Origin of the sequence: Gardnerella pickettii (assembly GCF_029226345.1) — a bacterium.
Taxonomy (GTDB): Bacteria; Actinomycetota; Actinomycetes; order Actinomycetales; family Bifidobacteriaceae; genus Bifidobacterium; species Bifidobacterium piotii.
Map to the genome: position 1 here is coordinate 556,729 of NZ_JAKNCU010000001.1, position 17,896 is coordinate 574,624.

The 17,896-nt window shown below is 40.9% G+C and carries 15 protein-coding genes; 1 reads left to right on the forward strand and 14 read right to left on the reverse strand.

From position 1 onward, the window contains the following. Positions 1-37: 37 nt before the first annotated feature. The 12 genes from MAF46_RS02155 to hisS form a co-directional block, all read right to left on the reverse strand. Complete coding sequence (locus MAF46_RS02155; RefSeq protein WP_060785980.1) at positions 38-640, reverse strand: CDP-alcohol phosphatidyltransferase family protein; 603 nt, start codon at positions 638-640, stop codon at positions 38-40. Positions 641-734: 94 nt separating this feature from the next. Next, complete coding sequence (gene rpe, locus MAF46_RS02160) at positions 735-1,400, reverse strand: ribulose-phosphate 3-epimerase (RefSeq protein WP_004130865.1); 666 nt, start codon at positions 1,398-1,400, stop codon at positions 735-737. Positions 1,401-1,462: 62 nt separating this feature from the next. Then, a complete protein-coding gene (gene lgt, locus MAF46_RS02165; RefSeq protein ID WP_060785979.1) occupies positions 1,463-2,422 on the reverse strand; it encodes a prolipoprotein diacylglyceryl transferase in 960 nt (319 codons plus the stop codon). Positions 2,423-2,519: 97 nt separating this feature from the next. Beyond that, on the reverse strand, positions 2,520-3,461 hold the full coding sequence (locus MAF46_RS02170; protein ID WP_060785978.1) for a phosphatidate cytidylyltransferase: 942 nt from the start codon (positions 3,459-3,461) through the stop codon (positions 2,520-2,522). 4 nt (positions 3,462-3,465) lie between these two features. Next, the gene (gene frr / locus MAF46_RS02175) at positions 3,466-4,020 is read right to left on the reverse strand and encodes a ribosome recycling factor (RefSeq protein WP_016635318.1); all 555 of its coding nucleotides are present in this window, start codon (positions 4,018-4,020) and stop codon (positions 3,466-3,468) included. Positions 4,021-4,174: 154 nt separating this feature from the next. Further along, positions 4,175-4,924, reverse strand: a complete 750-nt coding sequence (pyrH, locus tag MAF46_RS02180; protein ID WP_004130872.1) for a UMP kinase — start codon at positions 4,922-4,924, stop codon at positions 4,175-4,177. 282 nt (positions 4,925-5,206) lie between these two features. Then, complete coding sequence (locus MAF46_RS02185) at positions 5,207-6,310, reverse strand: amino acid ABC transporter permease (RefSeq protein WP_060785977.1); 1,104 nt, start codon at positions 6,308-6,310, stop codon at positions 5,207-5,209. 5 nt (positions 6,311-6,315) lie between these two features. Then, on the reverse strand, positions 6,316-6,993 hold the full coding sequence (locus MAF46_RS02190) for an amino acid ABC transporter permease (RefSeq protein ID WP_060785976.1): 678 nt from the start codon (positions 6,991-6,993) through the stop codon (positions 6,316-6,318). Position 6,994: 1 nt separating this feature from the next. Further along, a complete protein-coding gene (locus MAF46_RS02195; protein WP_060785975.1) occupies positions 6,995-7,867 on the reverse strand; it encodes a glutamate ABC transporter substrate-binding protein in 873 nt (290 codons plus the stop codon). A gap of 54 nt (positions 7,868-7,921) precedes the next feature. Continuing rightward, complete coding sequence (locus tag MAF46_RS02200) at positions 7,922-8,692, reverse strand: amino acid ABC transporter ATP-binding protein (protein WP_032835928.1); 771 nt, start codon at positions 8,690-8,692, stop codon at positions 7,922-7,924. Between the two features lie 199 nt (positions 8,693-8,891). Then, the gene (aspS, locus tag MAF46_RS02205) at positions 8,892-10,688 is read right to left on the reverse strand and encodes an aspartate--tRNA ligase (RefSeq protein WP_020758970.1); all 1,797 of its coding nucleotides are present in this window, start codon (positions 10,686-10,688) and stop codon (positions 8,892-8,894) included. A 142-nt stretch (positions 10,689-10,830) separates the two neighbouring features. Then, positions 10,831-12,231 (reverse strand): histidine--tRNA ligase, encoded by a 1,401-nt coding sequence (gene hisS, locus MAF46_RS02210; protein ID WP_060785974.1) that lies wholly within the window; start codon positions 12,229-12,231, stop codon positions 10,831-10,833. A 96-nt stretch (positions 12,232-12,327) separates the two neighbouring features. On the opposite strand from hisS, the gene MAF46_RS02215 reads away from it, so the two are divergent. Further along, positions 12,328-13,695, forward strand: coding sequence for a DUF349 domain-containing protein (locus MAF46_RS02215; RefSeq protein WP_060785973.1), 1,368 nt, complete (start codon positions 12,328-12,330; stop codon positions 13,693-13,695). A gap of 83 nt (positions 13,696-13,778) precedes the next feature. On the opposite strand, the gene MAF46_RS02220 is transcribed toward MAF46_RS02215, so the two are convergent. After that, positions 13,779-14,906: an Mrp/NBP35 family ATP-binding protein gene (locus tag MAF46_RS02220; RefSeq protein ID WP_060785972.1), complete on the reverse strand. Its 1,128-nt coding sequence runs from the start codon at positions 14,904-14,906 to the stop codon at positions 13,779-13,781. Between the two features lie 4 nt (positions 14,907-14,910). Next, the gene (ligA, locus tag MAF46_RS02225) at positions 14,911-17,847 is read right to left on the reverse strand and encodes an NAD-dependent DNA ligase LigA (protein WP_060785971.1); all 2,937 of its coding nucleotides are present in this window, start codon (positions 17,845-17,847) and stop codon (positions 14,911-14,913) included. Positions 17,848-17,896 lie beyond the last annotated feature (49 nt).

Here is a 17,896-nt window from a genome sequence, read left to right on the forward strand (position 1 = left end):
TCCGTTGTTATTGATTAGTTTTCAAAAATCGTAAGAATTATTTAGCCTTTTTTATTAGTAGCTTATAAGCTTGTATACAGTACAATATTCCCGCAAACCAATAAAGCGTTATTCCCCAAATCGCACATGCAATTGCAGCAGCATATAGAATAAGCACTGGCTCTGTTGCAATCGCGAAAACAATCATAAATAGAACAATAGTTACCATTAGCAATGCTGTTCCAGTTTTGCCCATAAAATTAACAGGCAAAGGGCCATAGTCGTATTGTGCAAGAATCACAATTAAAATTGCCATTATTGCGTCTCGCAAAACAACTAAAGCTAATGCCCACCAAGGTATAATCTTTGCAAATGCTAAAGCTAGTGTGCTGCAAACTATAAGAAGCCTATCTGCAATAGGGTCTAGAATCTGACCTAATTTGCTAACCTGATTAAAAGTTCTTGCAATATAACCGTCAATACAATCAGAAAGTGCAGCAATTGCAAGAACAATTAAAGCAGGCCACATTTTGTGTTGCGCAATTAAAACAGCAAGATAAGGTATTGAGCATATTCTTAAAAAGCTAATAACATTAGGCACAGTAAGAACTCGATTAAGCGCTTCAGGACTATATTCCTGACTATAAACGAATTTGACCATACCTAATTTCCTTAAAACTTTCTAAAAATAAAATTTCAATACTAATATTATTGCGAATAATAAAATATTGGGGCACTTTTATGCCCCAATATTTCTACGCACGCCAAGCTTCTTGAGCAATATTACGAATAGAATCAATTGCTTGAGCTGGGCTACTTGCTCCGTAAACTGCAGAGCCAGCAACAAGAACATCTGCTCCAGCTTGTGCAACAGTTGCAGCAGTAGATGGGCTAACTCCGCCGTCAACCTGAATATGCGTGCTTAGTCCGCGGCGCGTAATCTCATCGCGTAAACGGCGAACCTTGTTCATTTGATTGCTTAAGAACTTTTGACCACCAAAACCAGGCTCTACAGTCATAATAAGAACCATGTCGAACTCGTCTAAAATATCGAAAATAGGCTCAACTGGCTCAGCTGGGCGAACTGCAAAGCAAGCTTTGCAACCCATATCTCTAAGCTGGCGCGCAAGACGCACAGGAGCGTGAGTTGCACCCATGTGGAAGCTAACAGAATCAGCCCCGAGCTTAGCGTATTCTGGTGCCCAACGGTCTGGGTCTTCAATCATCAAATGAACATCTACAGGAAGATTAGTAACTTCGCAAATGCGCTTTACAATCGGCTCCCCCAAAGTCAAATTCGGTACAAAATGATGATCCATAACATCAACGTGAACAAGATCAGCATTGGAAATTGCTATAAGATCTCTTTCAAGATTGCAAAAATCTGCAGAAAGAATGCTAGGTGCTATTTGTATATTCATGTGTTCCATTCTAAGAAAAGCAAGCGACTAGAAAAACAAAATCTAACTAAAACTAACTAAAGCTAACTATTTAACTTAGATTCCTCTTTGGCTTCTCTTTTAGAAACCATTTTTGTTTTGGATTGAAGTTCGCGCTCACGTTCGTATGCAGTAATGTCGATTAAACGGTTCACAAGATTTGCTCGCGATTTTTTACTATTTTGCAAAATAACAAAAACAATAATCGAAGCAATAAAAATAACAATCGATACCCAAACGTTAATTCTTACTCCAAGGAAAGTGTGTGAAAAATCAATGCGTAAAGCTTCAATCCACATTCTTCCAGCCGTATACCACATTACGTAAAGAACAAACTCAGAACCAGACTTAAGCTTGCTTTTAAGCGCTTTACTAAAGCATATAAGCAAAGCAGCACCTGCAAAATTCCAAAGCATCTCGTACAAAAACGTTGGGTGAAAAAGTGTGCCTTCTGGGCATGTAAGACCGTCGTAGCATCTTTCAGCGTGACCAATTGCATTTGATGCCGAATAATTAAGTTTTAATCCCCATGGAAGTGTTGTAGGAGCGCCATAAAGTTCTTGATTAAACCAATTGCCTAAACGCCCTATTCCTTGAGCTACAAGCAATGCAGGAGCTGCACAATCAGCAAGTAGGCTTATAGGATATTTTCTGTACGCGCAAAATGCACTAGCAGCCAAAGATCCAAGTATTACTCCACCCCAGATTCCAAGTCCACCATTCCAAATCCTAAAAATTTCTAGAAAATCGCCATTTGCTCCAAAAAACTTCTCTGGAGTTGTAATAACGTGATATAGACGCGCGCCAACAATTCCCATAGGAAGGCTTACAAGAGCTATATCTAGAATTTGGTTAAAATCTCCGCCTTCTCGCTTCCATCTTCGATTTGCAATCCAAATTGCAACTAGCGCTCCAGCAAGAATCGAAAGAGCATAAAATCTTAATGTAATAGGTCCGAATGTAATTTGAGAAATACTTGGACTAGGAATAGCACAAATCGTCATATTCTTTACTTTCCTTTATTTTCTTTTACTTTCAACAAAACATAAGGACTTTTGTTAAAACGTTTAATTGGTAAATTCTAATTGGTAAAAACTAATATTAGAATCCAACAGCTTTGATTAATGCCATTAAAACTGGCGCACACAGCAAGATTGAGTCCACTCTATCTAAAACTCCGCCATGACCTTTAAGCAAATGACCCATGTCTTTAATGCCAATATCTCGTTTAAGCATAGATGCGCACAAATCACCAAAAGTTCCAACAATTCCAGACAAAATGCCCATAACAGCAGGCATCCACCAGAATTTAATCCAAGATGTTCCATAGAATCCAGCAACAATCGCGTAAGCTCCGATTAGTGCAAGAAGCATAGATCCTATAAGTCCTTCAACAGACTTTTTTGGAGATATTCGTGGAGAAAGCTTATGTTTACCTAACCATGCTCCAGCAAAAAGACCACCCGTATCGCTTAAAGCAGGTAAAAATATGAGTAGCATTGCGTGCGCTACAGCTTGTTTAGAATCAGCTATAGATAAAATAATGCAAGAAGCAAGAAGAGGAATGTACAACACTACAAACAACGAAACAGCTGTATTAGTAAAAGTATTAGCTTTTAAGCTTTTAGAAGTTGCACGCTGTAGTTTCTTTTCTACAGCACGCATAGTTCTTTTAGATACAGTGCTATTTAGAGTTGCAAAAATAACAGTTAAAATAAGCGAGGCAGTTATTCCACTTGCCATTGCAACTGCATGCCACTTTGCGTAGAAGGTTGAAAAAATCGTAATAACCGAGCAAATAGACAATACAGCAAAAGGAATCCTAAACCCCGCTGTAGCAAAGTCAACGTGCAATTCCCACAATGCAAGAAGCATAAAAACAGTTAAAAGAACAACAAAAGCATCTATACTTACAAGAAGACATGCCACAATTACAGCAATCAGCAGCACTGCAGTTGCAATAGCTTGTGGCATGTTCCTGCCAGTTCGCTTGTTTATATCTGTTAAAGCTTCATAAGCATCGTTTGTAGCATTTGAATCCAAAGAATCAAACCTCCATGATTTCCTTCTGCTTGCCTTCTAGCAAAGCGTCTAAGGAATCGGTAACTTGCTTAGTTACTTTATCTAGTTCTTTTTGCAAGCGATCGCCTTCATCTTCGCCAATCTCGCCATCTTTAACAGACTTATCAATGCTTTCTTTAGTCTTGCGACGAATATTTCTAACAGCAACCTTGCCTTCTTCTGCCTTGGTCTTAGCAAGCTTTACGTATTCCTTACGTCTGTCTTCAGTAAGCTCTGGCATTGTAACGCGAATAACATTGCCATCTCTGTTAGGGCTAACACCCAAATCTGAATCGCGAATAGCTTTTTCAACAGCATTTGCTTGCGATGCGTCAAAAGGAGTAACAGAAAGAGTTCTTGGCTCTGGAACGCCAATAGAAGCTACAGCCTTAATAGGAGTTGGAGCACCATAATAGTCAACCATAATGCCATTAAGAAGAGCAGGATTAGCTCGACCAGTCCTAATGCCCATAAAGTTTTCTTTTGTAGCTTCAACAGACTTGTTCATTTGTTCAAGAGCCTGATCAATAATAGCTGGCATGTGTTCTCCTTTATTGGTATTAGTTGTGCCAATTAAAATTTTATTTATAAATTTTATGCTTGTTAAATTTTACGTTATTAAGTTATTGCCTAATTTGCATGTTTGATTTATTGATGAGTTATTTATTGGTGATTATTCACTAATATTTCATCTATTAAGCAAATGTAGGCTCATCGTTAGAAACCAAAGTTCCAATTTGATCTCCGACTAATGCACGAGTAACGTTTCCTTCTCCTTCTAGACCAAATACACGAATCTTTTGGCTGTTGTCTCTAGCCATAGAAAGCGCAGAAGCGTCCATAACTGCAAGACCATCAACAAGCGCGCGATGGTAATTAAGAGTGAGGAATTTCTTAGCATTAGGATCTTTGCGAGGATCTGCACTATAAACTCCGTCAACTCCATTCTTGCCCATTAAAACTTCATCGCAATGAATCTCTAAAGAACGCTGAATAGAAACGGTATCGGTTGAAAAATAAGGCATTCCAGCGCCTGCACCAAAAATTACAACTCGGCCTTTTTCTAAGTGTCGAATTGCTTTAAGTGGAATATAAGGCTCAGCAACTTGACCCATTGTTATAGCAGTTTGAACGCGAGTTGCCTGCCCTGCTTGCTCAAGAAAATCTTGCAAAGCTAAGCAATTCATAACAGTTCCAAGCATACCCATGTAATCGCCGCGACTACGATCGATGCCAGCTTGTTGAAGCTCTGCACCGCGGAAGAAGTTTCCGCCGCCAACAACTATTGCAACTTGCACGCCTTCATGCACTGCTTTTACAATCTCGCCAGCAATTCTACGAATAACATGAGTATCTATACCAACGGCGCCACCGCCAAATGCTTCTCCCGAGAGCTTTAACAAAACTCTACGAGACTTGCTTTCCCCCGCTTGTGCGATAGTCATAAAACTTTCCTCCAGTCATAACGGCGAACGCAAGCATATCTTTGTTATAATATCTTTCAATAACGACACAGCAAAACACGATTTTTAACATGATTGTGGCGATTTTGTGCCGATTTTTATTTTAAGCATGTTTTGTAACGTTTTAAGCATGTTTTAGTCGTGTTTTAGTAAATACTAAATAGAGTTTTGTTCAAACGCATAAAACAAACGAATAAAAATAGCGCAACAGGCGGAATCAAACCCATTGCGCTATCAATACATGAATTAATCTAAAAATTAAGATTAATCATGTTTTTTATTATTTTTATCTTGGTTAGTATTTTGACTATCATCTAGATTCTCATCACCTGTTTCTAAATGATGCTCATCGTAGCCTTGCAAGTAACGCGTACGACGCCAATGGTGAATAGAAGCATTTGTACCGCGGTGATGCACGTGGTACTTTCTAGGAGTTCCACCATGTGGCAGCTCTTTAACTTCCTTAGCAACAGCAATCTGATTCACGTTAGAAGGATCCATAATTGCGATTGGCGCAACAGGTTCTGGCTCAGTCGGAGCTGCCGTTCTGCTACTAAGCTTTGATGGGAGCCATTCAGCAAACCAAGAAAGAGCCCAACAAATCAAGAAGTACACAATTGCAGCAACAGTCAAAGTTTGCAAAATATTAAAGTACATTGATCCAAGTCGTCTAGATTCTTGGAGCAAATCAGTGTACATAATTATGGAACCTAATGCAGTATCTTTTAACACAACAACAAGCTGAGTTACAGCTGCTGGAAGCATAGCGAATATAGCTTGCGGCATTTCGATTTGTGTTAAAGATTGATATTGAGAAAGTCCAAGAGCTAAAGATGCTTCGCGCTGACCGTTAGGAAGATTTCCAACGCCAGATCGAACTAACTCTGCAACAACAGAACCGTTGTACAAAATCAAAGACAACACAACAGCCCAATAAGACGCTCCACTTATTCCAGCAAACGCAAATCCTCGCCAAAGGAAGATCATAAGCAAAAGCACTGGTACTGCTCGGCAAAACTCAACAACAACTGCAGAAATGCTACGAAGAATCAAGCTAGGCAATAGTCTTAAAAGACCAAACAAAAGTCCAAAAACTATTGATCCTGCAACAGCAAGAAGCGAAGCTTTAAGAGTCATCCACAATCCTGGAAGATAAAAATCGCTCCAAGCTTCCGATTCTACAGCTGGATTCCACAATGCCCACGAAAGCTGATTCTCGCCCTCTGGAGGATTGCTAAGTCTTAAAAGCAAAGCAATAACAATAAGCGCAAACACAACGCACGCAACAATATTTGCAATGCGAATCTTCTTTAGAGCCTTAGGTCCAGGCGCATCAAATAACAGAGATTTTTCTTGTTCTTTTGCCATTTTTATCACCTTCTAACCGCAAGCTTATTAGACAAATAAGTTGTAAGAATACCAATTGGAATAATCAACACAATGTATCCGCATGCAAAAATCAAAAAGATTGGAACAATCAAATCTGCATGCCTTTCAATCATCTCGCTCATAAGAGTAGATGTTTCAGTTGCAACAGATGCAGCAGCAGCAACAGTGGAATTTTTAAGCAACGCAATAAAAGTGTTTCCAAGAGGTGCTACAGATCCGCAAAATGTTTGAGGCAAAATCACATTAAAAGCTGATTGGAAGAAGTTAAGCCCAAGCGCTCTACATGCTTCTGCCTGACCCAAAGGTACTGTATTTAAGCCAGATCTTAAAGATTCGCAAACAAATGCTGCAGTGTAGAAACTCAAGCCAGCAATTGCAAGCCAGAAGAAGTTTACGCTAAAAACAGCAGAAAAACCGAGCTTTAGCTGAGCATACACGCCAAGAACCATAAACACCATGATTATAGTTAGAGGCATATTCTTAAAGAACTCAACATATGCGCTTGCAATAAGTCGAAGCGAATGAATTGGACAAATCCTCATCATAACTAGAATCACGCCAAGAATCGTGGAAAATAGCACGCTCCATAATGTGATTTCAATATTTACCAAGAATGCTCCTGGAATATTGTACGAGGTAAATAATTGCACAAAGTCTTGCATTTTACTCCTCCCCCTCATTTGGTACTGGCGGATTATACTTTGCGTTTGGCTTAAAACCAGTTCCGTGCATATTATCGTCTAATGCCCTTTTCCATGAGCCATTTTTAATCATGTCTTTAAGAGCATTATTAATGCGCTTAGCTAGCTTAGTGTTTCCTTTTTTAATGCCAATTCCGTAGTGTTCTTCAGTAAATGGCTTACTAACAAGCTTTAGTTTGCCGCGCGATGCTGTAGCAAGACCAGCGAGAATAATATCGTCTGTTGTAACAGCGTCTACGATTCCAGAGAATAATGCTGTTGCACACTCCGCATAACCAGGCTGTTGCATAAGTTGAACTTTTGAAGAGTACTTCTCTTTAATAACTATTGCAGACGTAGAACCAGTTACCGAGCATAAGCGCTTTCCATCTAAATCGTCTGGGCCACTTACTTTATGCTCGTCTTTACGAACCAATAAATCTTGACCAGCAATAAAATATGGTCCTGCAAAAGAAACAGTGTTTTTTCTGGCATCTGTTATGGAATATGTTGCAACAATCATATCCACATCGCCATTTTGGAGCATTGCTTCGCGCTGTTTTGAAGGCGATTCCTTCCAAACAATCCTATCTTCGGAGTAACCCAACTTTTTGGCAACGTATTTTGCAACGTCTACATCAAAGCCTACGTATGTTCCAGATTTTTTGAAACCAAGACCAGGCTGATCAAACTTAATACCAATGCGTATTACATCGTTGCGACTATTTTGACTGCAAGCAGTAAGAGGGAGAACGCAACACAACGCGCATATCATAGATAAAATCACGCGGTACGTATGCCTTAATCCCAGTTTGCAGCGCTTACACTTAAGCGCAATATTGTGTAAATATTTCATAGCTACCTCTTAAAGACTTAAAAATCGATATTAATGACTTAAAAATGAGTCAAATTAATGAGTCAAAATCTTTGAAAGGAAGTCTTTTGCTCTGTCTGTCTTTGGATTTTCAAAGAACTCTTCTGGAGTATTTTGCTCAAGAATACGACCATCTGCCATAAACACGATTTTGTCTGCAGCTTTACGCGCAAAGCCCATCTCGTGAGTAACGCAAATCATGGTCATTCCTTCTTTTGCAAGCTCAACCATAACATCAAGAACTTCGTTAACCATTTCTGGATCAAGCGCAGATGTAGGCTCATCAAAAAGCATAACCTTTGGGTGCATTGCAAGCGCGCGAGCAATCGCAACTCGCTGCTGCTGACCACCAGAAAGCTGAGAAGGCATCTTATTCGCTTGATTATCTACGCCAACTCTAGCAAGAAGATCCATTGCTAAACTTTCCGCTTCTTGCTGTTCCATGTGACGAACCTTAATAGGAGCAAGCGTAACGTTTTCTAGAATCGTCTTGTTTGCAAAAAGATTAAAGGACTGGAACACCATTCCAACTTCTGCACGCAATGCAGCAAGTTCTTTTCCTTCTTGAGGAAGAGGCTTACCATCAATACGAATATCTCCAGAATCGATTGTTTCAAGACGATTAATCGTCCTGCACATTGTTGACTTACCAGAACCAGAAGGTCCAATAATAACAAGCACTTCGCCTTTATCGACCGTTAAGTTAATATCTTTCAAAACGTGAAGCTTGCCATAATGTTTTTCAACATGACTAAGTTCCACTAAAGGCTGTGCTACTTTTTTTGTATTGTTTAATTTAGTATCCATAGAAAGGATTTTAATGTTCTTGTGTTACATGCGTTTATCGTAATAGTTACTTTTAACCAACTATAGAGTTACGAAAAACATTAAAAATGATACAAAAATGTTAATTTTACATAAAAAATGCCGTTAAGCCTTGATTTTGGTTTAGTTAACCAAATGACTTAACGGCATATGAATACTAATTCTTGTTTAACGCTTGCGACTACTCGTCTTCTTCTGGATCGTAGTCAACGCCAGTTTCTGCACGCTGTTCAGCAGAGATTGGAGCAGGAGCGCCAGTTAGAGGATCACGACCGCCACCAGCCTTAGGGAAGGCGATTACGTCGCGAATCGAGCTTGCGCCTGCAAGAATTGCAGCAGTACGATCCCATCCCAAAGCAATACCAGCGTGAGGTGGAGCACCATACTTAAACGCTTCAAGCAAGAAGCCAAACTTTTCGTCTGCTTCAGCTTTATCGATTCCAAGAACGTTAAGAACGCGATCTTGAATATCGTCGCGGTGAATACGAACGGAGCCGCCGCCCATCTCGTTACCGTTGCAAACAATGTCGTAAGAATCGCTCATTGCATGTTCTGGGTCTTTATCGAACTTGTCAATCCAATCAGCAGATGGCATTGTAAATGGATGATGCATAGAAGTCCACTTGGAGTGGCCAACTGCAACATCGTCATCGTCTGGATCATCCGTGCGCTTAAACAGTGGGAAGTCAACAACCCAAGTAAAAGCAAACTCATCTGGGTGAAGCAATCCTGCGCGGCTAGCAAGCTCTACGCGGACAGCACCGAGCAAAAGCTGAGAAGATTCACGGCTGCCTGCTGCAAAGAACACAGCATCGCCATCTTGCGCACCAACAGCTTCTTTAAGTCCTGCACGCTCTTCTTCACTAAGATTCTTAGCAACAGGGCCTTTAAGCTCGCCATCTTCACCAAAGACTACGTAAGCCAAGCCCTTAGCTCCGCGCTGCTTAGCCCAATCCTGCCATGCATCAAACTGACGACGAGGTGTATCTGCACCGCCCTTAAAGAGCACAGCGCCAACATAAGGAGCTTGGAACACGCGGAATGGAGTGTTCTTAAAGAAGTCAGTCAACTCAATAAGTGGGTTTCCAAAACGCAAATCTGGCTTATCGGAACCGTACTTATCCATTGCTTCCTGCCAAGTGATTCGAGGCAAAGGAAGAGTAATCTCGTGACCAGCTTCTTTCCAAATAGCTGCAATAACGTGCTCTGCCATAGCCATAACATCTTCTTGGCTTGCAAAGCTCATTTCCATATCGAGCTGAGTGAACTCAGGCTGACGATCTGCGCGGAAGTCTTCATCGCGGTAGCAGCGAGCAAGCTGATAGTAGCGCTCAACACCAGAAACCATAAGCAACTGCTTTAAGAGCTGAGGAGACTGTGGAAGAGCGTACCAAGAGCCTGGAACCAAGCGCGCTGGAACAACAAAATCGCGAGCGCCTTCTGGAGTGGACTTAATAAACGTTGGTGTTTCTACCTCTGTAAAGTCCATATCTTCCAAAGCGTGGCGAGCAGCCTTAGCCATATTAGAGCGAAGTTTCAAATTGCGCTGCATTGATGGGCGACGCAAATCAAGATAACGGTACTTCAAACGTACGTCTTCGCTAGGAAGCTTGTTTTCGGACTCGTTTTCCAAAGCTGTAGAAACTTGGAATGGTAACGCATCGGACTTAGCGAGAATTGTTACTTTATTTGCAACGATTTCGATTTTTCCTGTTGCTAAATGGTCATTTTCATTGCCATCTGGACGCAAGCGAACTTCGCCAGTAACTTGCACAACAAACTCGCTACGCAATGGTCGCGCAGTTTCTTCATCGTAAATAACAACTTGTACTAAGCCAGTGTTGTCTCGAACGTCTACAAAGGCAACGCCACCGTGGTCGCGGCGACGATCAACCCAACCAGCAATGGTTACGTTTTGTCCAACTAATGTCTCAGTCACTTCAACGGCATGGTGTGTGCGATACGCCGTCTGGCTCATAAGTCCACTTCCTTGTTTGAATAATTTTGTTAATTTTTGTTTTGACTTTAATAGTTTACCGCATGAATCGCGCTTTCAAATATTAAAATCTTAAAAAGCAAATTGCAAATCTTAAATCTTAAATCTTAAAAGTAAATCGCAATTATTGAGCGCAAGAAACAGTTTGATGTGCATATGCATCATCTGGCTGCCAAGACGTAACGTCTGCGCAAACTTGCTCTCCTGTAATAATGTTTTTTACTTCATCATGACTAGATTCAGAATCTGTGCTATCTGCTGGGAACCAAACGTATGGAATACCCAACTTATCTGCATATTTGATTTGTTTACCAAGCTTTGCTGCACTTGGAGAAACGTCTGTTGCAATTCCTCTAGAGCGAAGCTTTTGAGCAATATTGTTACAAGCTGGCCTATCTTCCTCGTTCCAAACTGCAACCATTACTGCAGCAGGAGAAACGCGTGAAACTGTAGCTCCAGCTGTGTGAAGCATGTAAGAAAGCAAGCGCGAAAGTCCTATAGAAAGACCTACTCCTGGATACTTTTTGTTTCCTTGAGAAACAAGATTGTCGTATCTTCCGCCAGAGCAGATTGACCCCAGGGATTCAGCGCCTTCTAAGAATGTCTCGTAGACTGAGCCAGTGTAATAATCCAAACCGCGCGCAATCTTCAAATCTGCAACAACAGATCCTGGACGAATTTTTGATGCATCGTCTACAATCATTGCCAGCGTTTCTACGCCTTCAATAGCTAAAGCGTAAGATTCATTGCTAGAATCTCTAGAAATATTGTGTTTATCGCATAAATCGTTGAATTTAGTCTTTAGCTCTTCACCACTATTAGCGCTAAGCTCTGCCAGCTCTAAGCATGCTTCAGCTTGAGAATCCGAAGCTGCGCATTCTTTTACAAGAAGATTTGCAACTTCTTTTGCGCCAATCTTATCTAGCTTATCGATTTCTCGAAGAACACCTTCAATATCACTTAAGCCAATTCCTCTATAAAAACCTTCGGAAAGCTTGCGATTATTCGCGTGAACAGTGGCTTTTGGCAATCCAAACTTGCGCAAACGCTCCAAAGCTTCGACCATAACAAGCGGAAGCTCCACTTCGTAGTGAGATGGCAAGTCGCCATTTCCTACAACGTCAATATCTGCTTGAACAAACTCGCGGAAACGTCCTTCTTGTGGACGCTCTCCACGCCAAACTTTTTGCATTTGCCAACGCTTAAATGGGAATGCTAAATCGCCAGTGTGTTCAACAACATACCTACTAAGAGGAACTGTTAAATCAAAGTGCAATCCAATGCGATTTTCAACTGGTGTGTCGCTTTCGTGACCCACTTCTTGCAATCTAGATAAAAGATATATTTCTTTACTAGTTTCGCCTTTTTTCAACAAGCTTGAACCCTGCTCAACAGCACGAGTTTCAATGCCTATAAAACCATTTAATTCAAAGACTTCCCGCAATGTGTCCATAACACGCTGCTCAACAGCGCGCTCACTTGGAAGCCACTCGGGAAAACCAGATATTGATGAGCCTTGTACCATGTCCACTATAATAGGTTATGTTACGGAAAAATCATGGCTTACCGTCATACTTATTCGTAACACTATTACCGTGCATATGCTCTAAGGAGTCGTCCCGTGACCGAACAGACTAAAGCTGAAGAAACTACTAAACAAACTACCCCAAAACCGCATGCTCCTTCGCCTGCAAGCTTAGCAAATAAAGCTCGCGTTGTTGCTGCCGTTCCTGCTATTTCTTATAGCGAAGAAGACGTTAAAACCGCAAAAACCTTTGGGCGCGTTGATGAAAATGGAAATGTGTATGTTCGAGAAGCTGGTGGAGAACGCGAAGTAGGGCAATACTCCACTGGCACTCCAGAAGACGCTTTGACTTTCTACGTACACCGTTATCTTGACTTAAAAATCAAGCTTGATCTTTTCGAAAAAAGACTTGAATCTTCTAACGTAAGGCCAAAGGAAATTGACGAGACCTTAGCTACTTTAGATGCGGAGCTTAAGGAGCCATCTGTTGTTGGAGATCTTGCCGCTTTAAGCGCGCGACACGCCGAGCTAAAAACTAAAGCTGCATCTAAAAAAGATGAACTCGCTAAAGCTCGTAAAGAGGAGCTAGAGAAGGCTCTTAAAGATCGCACAGCCATTGTTGAACAGGCAGAAGCGCTTATTGCACAAATGGGCGAGTCTACAAATTGGCGCTCGCTTTCCGATAAGCTTCGTTCACTGTTCGATAAGTGGCAGCAGCATCAGCGCACTACAATTCACTTAAACAAGGCGGATGCGGATGCTCTTTGGCAGCGTTTTTCCAAGGCTCGCTCTGCGTTCTCTCAAGCTCGCTCTGCTTGGGTTAGAGAGCGAGACAATGAGCGCAATAGTGCTAAAGAGATTAAAGAAGCAATCATAAAAGAAGCAGAAAGCCTAAAGGACTCTACTCAATGGCGTGAAACTTCAATGAAGTTTAATGCTTTGATGGATCGCTGGAAGAAGGCTGGAAATGCTGGTCGTCAACACGACGACGAATTGTGGACTAAGTTCCGCGAAGCTGCAGATGCTTTCTACCATGCTCGTCAAGAAGATAGAGAAAAGATGAGCGCTGGCGAAAAAGAAAATCTTAGCAAGAAAGAAGCATTGCTCGTTAAGGCAGAAGCTCTTGTTCCTGTTAAAGACGAAGAAGCTGCTAAAGCTGCTCGCAAAGCATTGTCTGAGATTCAAGAAGAATGGGACAAGATTGGTTTTGTTCCACGCGAAGATATGCGCAGAATTGAATCTCGTTTGAACGATGTAGACAAGAAGATTAAGGCTGTTGAAGATGCTGCTTGGAAGGATGCAGACCCAGAAGCAGATGCTCGCAAGTCTAGTTTTGCTGCGCAATTAAAGGCTCAACTCGAGGAACTTGAGTCTAAGATTGCAAGCGAAAAAGATGCAAAGCGTAAAGCTAAGCTCCAGGCAGAAAAAGCAACTAAAGAACAGTGGCTTAACGCTATTAAGTAGTTTGTTTTAATGTCTTAATAAAATAAAGCATATTGCAAATAAGGCTGCTTGACGAAAAGTCAAGTGGCCTCATTTTTTATCGATTAATCGATTAATGATTTTGCAAGACTAACAAATGTATTCGCTAATTGAGTGTTTGCTAGTTTGCCTTCTTTTGTAAGAACAGCAGGTCTGCCCGATTCTCCAATTTCTCTAATACTTGTATCTAACGGGATTTGAGCAAGAAGAGGAACGTTCTTACCAAGAGCTTTGCAAAGCTGATTACTAACACGCTTTCCGCCTCCCGAACCAAAGATTTCTAAGCGTGCTCCATTGTTATCGAACCAACTCATATTTTCTACAACACCGCGCACATTAACTGGAATTTGCAAAGCCATAAGCCCAGCTCTAACAGCAACATCCGAAGCACTAGGCTGAGGTGTTGTAACAACAACAAGCTCCACATTCGGCAATGATTGCGCAACAGCTAAAGCCATATCTCCAGTTCCAGGAGCCAAATCTAAAAGAAGCACGTCTGGATCTGCCCACCAAACATCGCATAAAAATTGCTCAAGAGAACGTTGCAAACGAGGTCCCCTCCACAAAATCGCGCGATCTGTTCCAGCAAACATTCCAATAGAAATCAGCTTAACTCCCCAAGCTTCAACTGGCATAAGCATGCCGTTCAGATTAGTCGGTTGAGTTGTAATTCCAAACATGCGCGGTAATGAAAAACCATAAACATCTGCATCTATTGCTGCTGTTTTGTAGCCAAGAGATGCAAAAGTGGCAGCTAAGTTAGCTGTTATAGAAGACTTTCCAACTCCGCCTTTTCCAGATGCAATAGCAAAAATCCTTGTTCTAACACCATTTTTATTGAACGGATTTTCTTTACGCTCCTCTTTTAAATCCGAAACAAGCTTTGCAAGCTTATCTTTGCTCATAGCGCTTACGTTTACCGTTGGAATAAGCGTTGCATTTGGGTACTTTGCTACAACTGATTGAACTCTTTGCGTAATAACTTGAGCTAATGGGCAATCTGGAACAGTAAGCTCAATATCTATAGAAACGCTATAAGTTGGATTATGATTATTTGATTCGCATGATTTTTCGCTTACACGAACGCCCGTAACCATGTTTAATTCGGTAACAGAACGTCCTAATTCTGGATCAATCACACTACCCAATAAGTCGTAAATACGCGTTTCTAATTCAACAAGATTATTACTCATGTTTTTACAATTCACTTTGCGAATCAAGTGTAATATCGTTTTTTAGTGCAGATTCAACACTACCCGTTTTAAGTAAAATCTTAAATTGATTCTCGTTCAACATTGGTATGCCAAGTTCTTCTGCTTTAGATTCTTTAGATCCAGCATTTGCTCCAACAATCACACAATACGTTTTTTTACTAACAGAAGATGCAGCTTTTCCACCTCTAGATACAATAGCTTCTTTAGCGGAGTCTCGTGTGAAATCTTCTAAAGACCCTGTAACAACAACAGTTTTGCCACTAAGCGTTTGCTCAAGATTATTGGATTGTGCGGAATCGTTTCCAACAACTCCAGCTTCTTTCCATTTTCTTAAAACTTCGCTATGCCAATCGTTAGAATCTTTTGATTTTTCAAACCAATCGTAAACAGCTTGAGCAATTTCTGGACCAACGCCATCAATTTGAGTTAAGTCCTCAATAGTCGCATTTGCAATATTCTCGATTGAGCTAAATCTTGCAGCTATAAGACGAGCTGTTGGAGGCCCAAGCCTGCGAATAGAAAGTGCCACTAGCACACGCCAAAGAGGCGCAGACTTACCTTTTTGAGCTATTTCTTCTAGCATTGCTCTTGTTGTTTCGCTAGGACGAGTGTATTCTGGCGCTTCAACTATTTTAAGAACATTATTTATGCGAATTTTCTTTTCAACTAGCTTTGTTACATACGCATCTACAGGAACTTCAAACAGTGGGTAGTTTGGGTTAAAAGATTCGTTAGACTCATCACTACTAAAGTCGTTAGAATTACTAAAGTCGCTAGAATTACTAGAGTCGTTAGAATCTTTAGAATCATCATTCGACTTTCTTCTAGTAGCTTCTAGAGGCCTAGTCCAAAAAGCTGAGACTTGCCTCCATAATCCACTTCCGCCAATCTTTTTAGATCGTTTTTTGAGTTTTCCGTCTTTTCCTACTTCTTCCCATTCTTCAACAAGCGGAATTTCCTTCCAAACTTTAACATTTCTTAAATCGTTAGCACTAAGGTTAAAAATATCGGCTTCGCTAGTAAGAACAGGAGCTTGAGGAGCAGGAAGATCGCAATTCGACTCTGGTAGAATCGGCGGATTAGAAGATCCACGCTCAACAACTATTTTGCTTATGCTTTTATCTTCAATATAAACTTTTGACGTTATTGGCCTAGAATCTTCTGGGTTAGTTAGAGCAAGAGCGGATGCTTCGCCAAGATTTTCAATATCAAAAGCTTGTCTTGAAGCCAAGTTGATTATGCGCTCAGTAAGCTGAGCTGGGCAATTTTCTACATTAGGGCAGCGAATATCTTTGTCGCCTTCTTTTGTAGGAGCAAGTTTTGTTCCGCAAGATGGACAATACTCTGGCATAACAAATTTTTTCAATTCATTTTCTCTGCCATTTCTATATTTGAGCACAGGTCCAACTAATTCTGGAATAACATCTCCAGCTTTACGCACAACAACAGTATCTCCAATAAGTACACCTTTATGTTCAACTTCGTATGGATTGTGCAAAGTCGTACGAGATATAGTGGAGCCTGCAACAGTTACTGGCTCTAAAACAGCTACTGGAGTTACTCTTCCTGTTCTTCCAACTTGAACAACAATATCTTTTAAGCGCGTATTAACTTCTTCTGGCGGATACTTGTACGCAATTGCCCAACGCGGCGCTCTAGAAGTTGCACCAAGCTTTTTTTGCAATGCGCGATCGTCTACTTTTACTACAATTCCATCTAGAGCATGAATAATAGTGTTTCTATGCTCGCCATAGTAGTCAATCATGTCTTCTATTTGTTCAAAAGACGTAACCTTGCGCGTATATGGAGAAACAGGAATACCCCATTTTTTGTACAATTCGTAAGCGTCCGATTGGTTGAAGGATGTTTGAGCATGAGCATTAGATTCACCACCGCTTTGCGCTAAGTCCTTCCACTTTAGATTTCCTAATCCGTGTGCTATAAAACTCAAGCGTCTTGTAGATGTAATTCTAGGATCCTTTTGTCTTAAAGATCCTGCAGCCGCATTTCTTGGATTTGCAAAAGCAGGCTTTCCTAAATCTTCTTGCTCAATGTTTAGCTTTCTAAAATCCGCCCACTTCATAAATACTTCGCCGCGGATTTCCACAAATTCTGGAATATCGTCTGGATTTTCACCATGCAATTGCGTAGGAATTTCTTCGATTGTTCTTACGTTTAGCGATATGTCTTCTCCAGTAACACCGTCTCCTCGGGTTAGCCCTTGTTCCAAAGTTCCATTTCGATAAATAAGATTTAGCGCAAGTCCATCGATTTTTACTTCGCATGTCATTGGCAGCGGCTTATTTTCGGGCCATTGCAAGTCTCGAATAATGCTGTTATACCAGGATTTTAATTCATCAATCGAAAAAACATCATCCAAGCTCATCATTCTTGAAGGATGACGAACTGGCGCAAAATCGTTAGAAAAAGTTCCGCCAACTCTATGCGTTGGCGATTGAGGCGTGTCTAGAATCGGAAAAGTAGACTCAAGCGCGCTTAAAAATCGCATTCTTGCATCGTAAGCTGCGTCGGAGCTTGTTGGAGAATCGTCAACATAGTATGCGATTTGATCTGCTTGCGCCCATGCAGCCAATTTTGCCCATAATCTTGCGCCTTGTTCTGTTGTTAAAAGCGAAGGATCAAGCTTAGCTAATTGCATTGCGCCCGAATCTGATGGCTCTAGCTTAGCAATCCAATTGTCAAAATCTGCGATTGAACTAAAAGTGTTAGACTCACTTAAATCACTTGTTGCATCATGTGATTGCTTTGCGCTTTGAATCGTTGATGCAAATTTGCCATTAACGCTTGGCTCATTATTATTTTGCATATTTTCAGCATTATTAACACTATCTAGATCATCAAAAAGTGACAATTGAGCACCGATTGAATGTTGCATTGAATCACCATTAGATGCAGCCATGAGTCTTCCCTTCAAAGCGTTTATTCTATTTTATAGCTTATTTAACAAG

What these genes read in the sequence shown, in the direction of transcription:
- MAF46_RS02155 (WP_060785980.1), bottom strand. Translation starts at nt 640, where the DNA reads ATGGTCAAATTCGTTTATAGTCAGGAATATAGTCCTGAAGCGCTTAAT.
- rpe (WP_004130865.1), bottom strand. Translation starts at nt 1,400, where the DNA reads ATGAATATACAAATAGCACCTAGCATTCTTTCTGCAGATTTTTGCAAT.
- lgt (WP_060785979.1), bottom strand. Translation starts at nt 2,422, where the DNA reads ATGACGATTTGTGCTATTCCTAGTCCAAGTATTTCTCAAATTACATTC.
- frr (WP_016635318.1), bottom strand. Translation starts at nt 4,020, where the DNA reads ATGCCAGCTATTATTGATCAGGCTCTTGAACAAATGAACAAGTCTGTT.
- pyrH (WP_004130872.1), bottom strand. Translation starts at nt 4,924, where the DNA reads ATGACTATCGCACAAGCGGGGGAAAGCAAGTCTCGTAGAGTTTTGTTA.
- MAF46_RS02185 (WP_060785977.1), bottom strand. Translation starts at nt 6,310, where the DNA reads ATGGCAAAAGAACAAGAAAAATCTCTGTTATTTGATGCGCCTGGACCT.
- MAF46_RS02190 (WP_060785976.1), bottom strand. Translation starts at nt 6,993, where the DNA reads ATGCAAGACTTTGTGCAATTATTTACCTCGTACAATATTCCAGGAGCA.
- MAF46_RS02195 (WP_060785975.1), bottom strand. Translation starts at nt 7,867, where the DNA reads ATGAAATATTTACACAATATTGCGCTTAAGTGTAAGCGCTGCAAACTG.
- MAF46_RS02200 (WP_032835928.1), bottom strand. Translation starts at nt 8,692, where the DNA reads ATGGATACTAAATTAAACAATACAAAAAAAGTAGCACAGCCTTTAGTG.
- aspS (WP_020758970.1), bottom strand. Translation starts at nt 10,688, where the DNA reads ATGAGCCAGACGGCGTATCGCACACACCATGCCGTTGAAGTGACTGAG.
- hisS (WP_060785974.1), bottom strand. Translation starts at nt 12,231, where the DNA reads ATGGTACAAGGCTCATCAATATCTGGTTTTCCCGAGTGGCTTCCAAGT.
- MAF46_RS02220 (WP_060785972.1), bottom strand. Translation starts at nt 14,906, where the DNA reads ATGAGTAATAATCTTGTTGAATTAGAAACGCGTATTTACGACTTATTG.
- ligA (WP_060785971.1), bottom strand. Translation starts at nt 17,847, where the DNA reads ATGGCTGCATCTAATGGTGATTCAATGCAACATTCAATCGGTGCTCAA.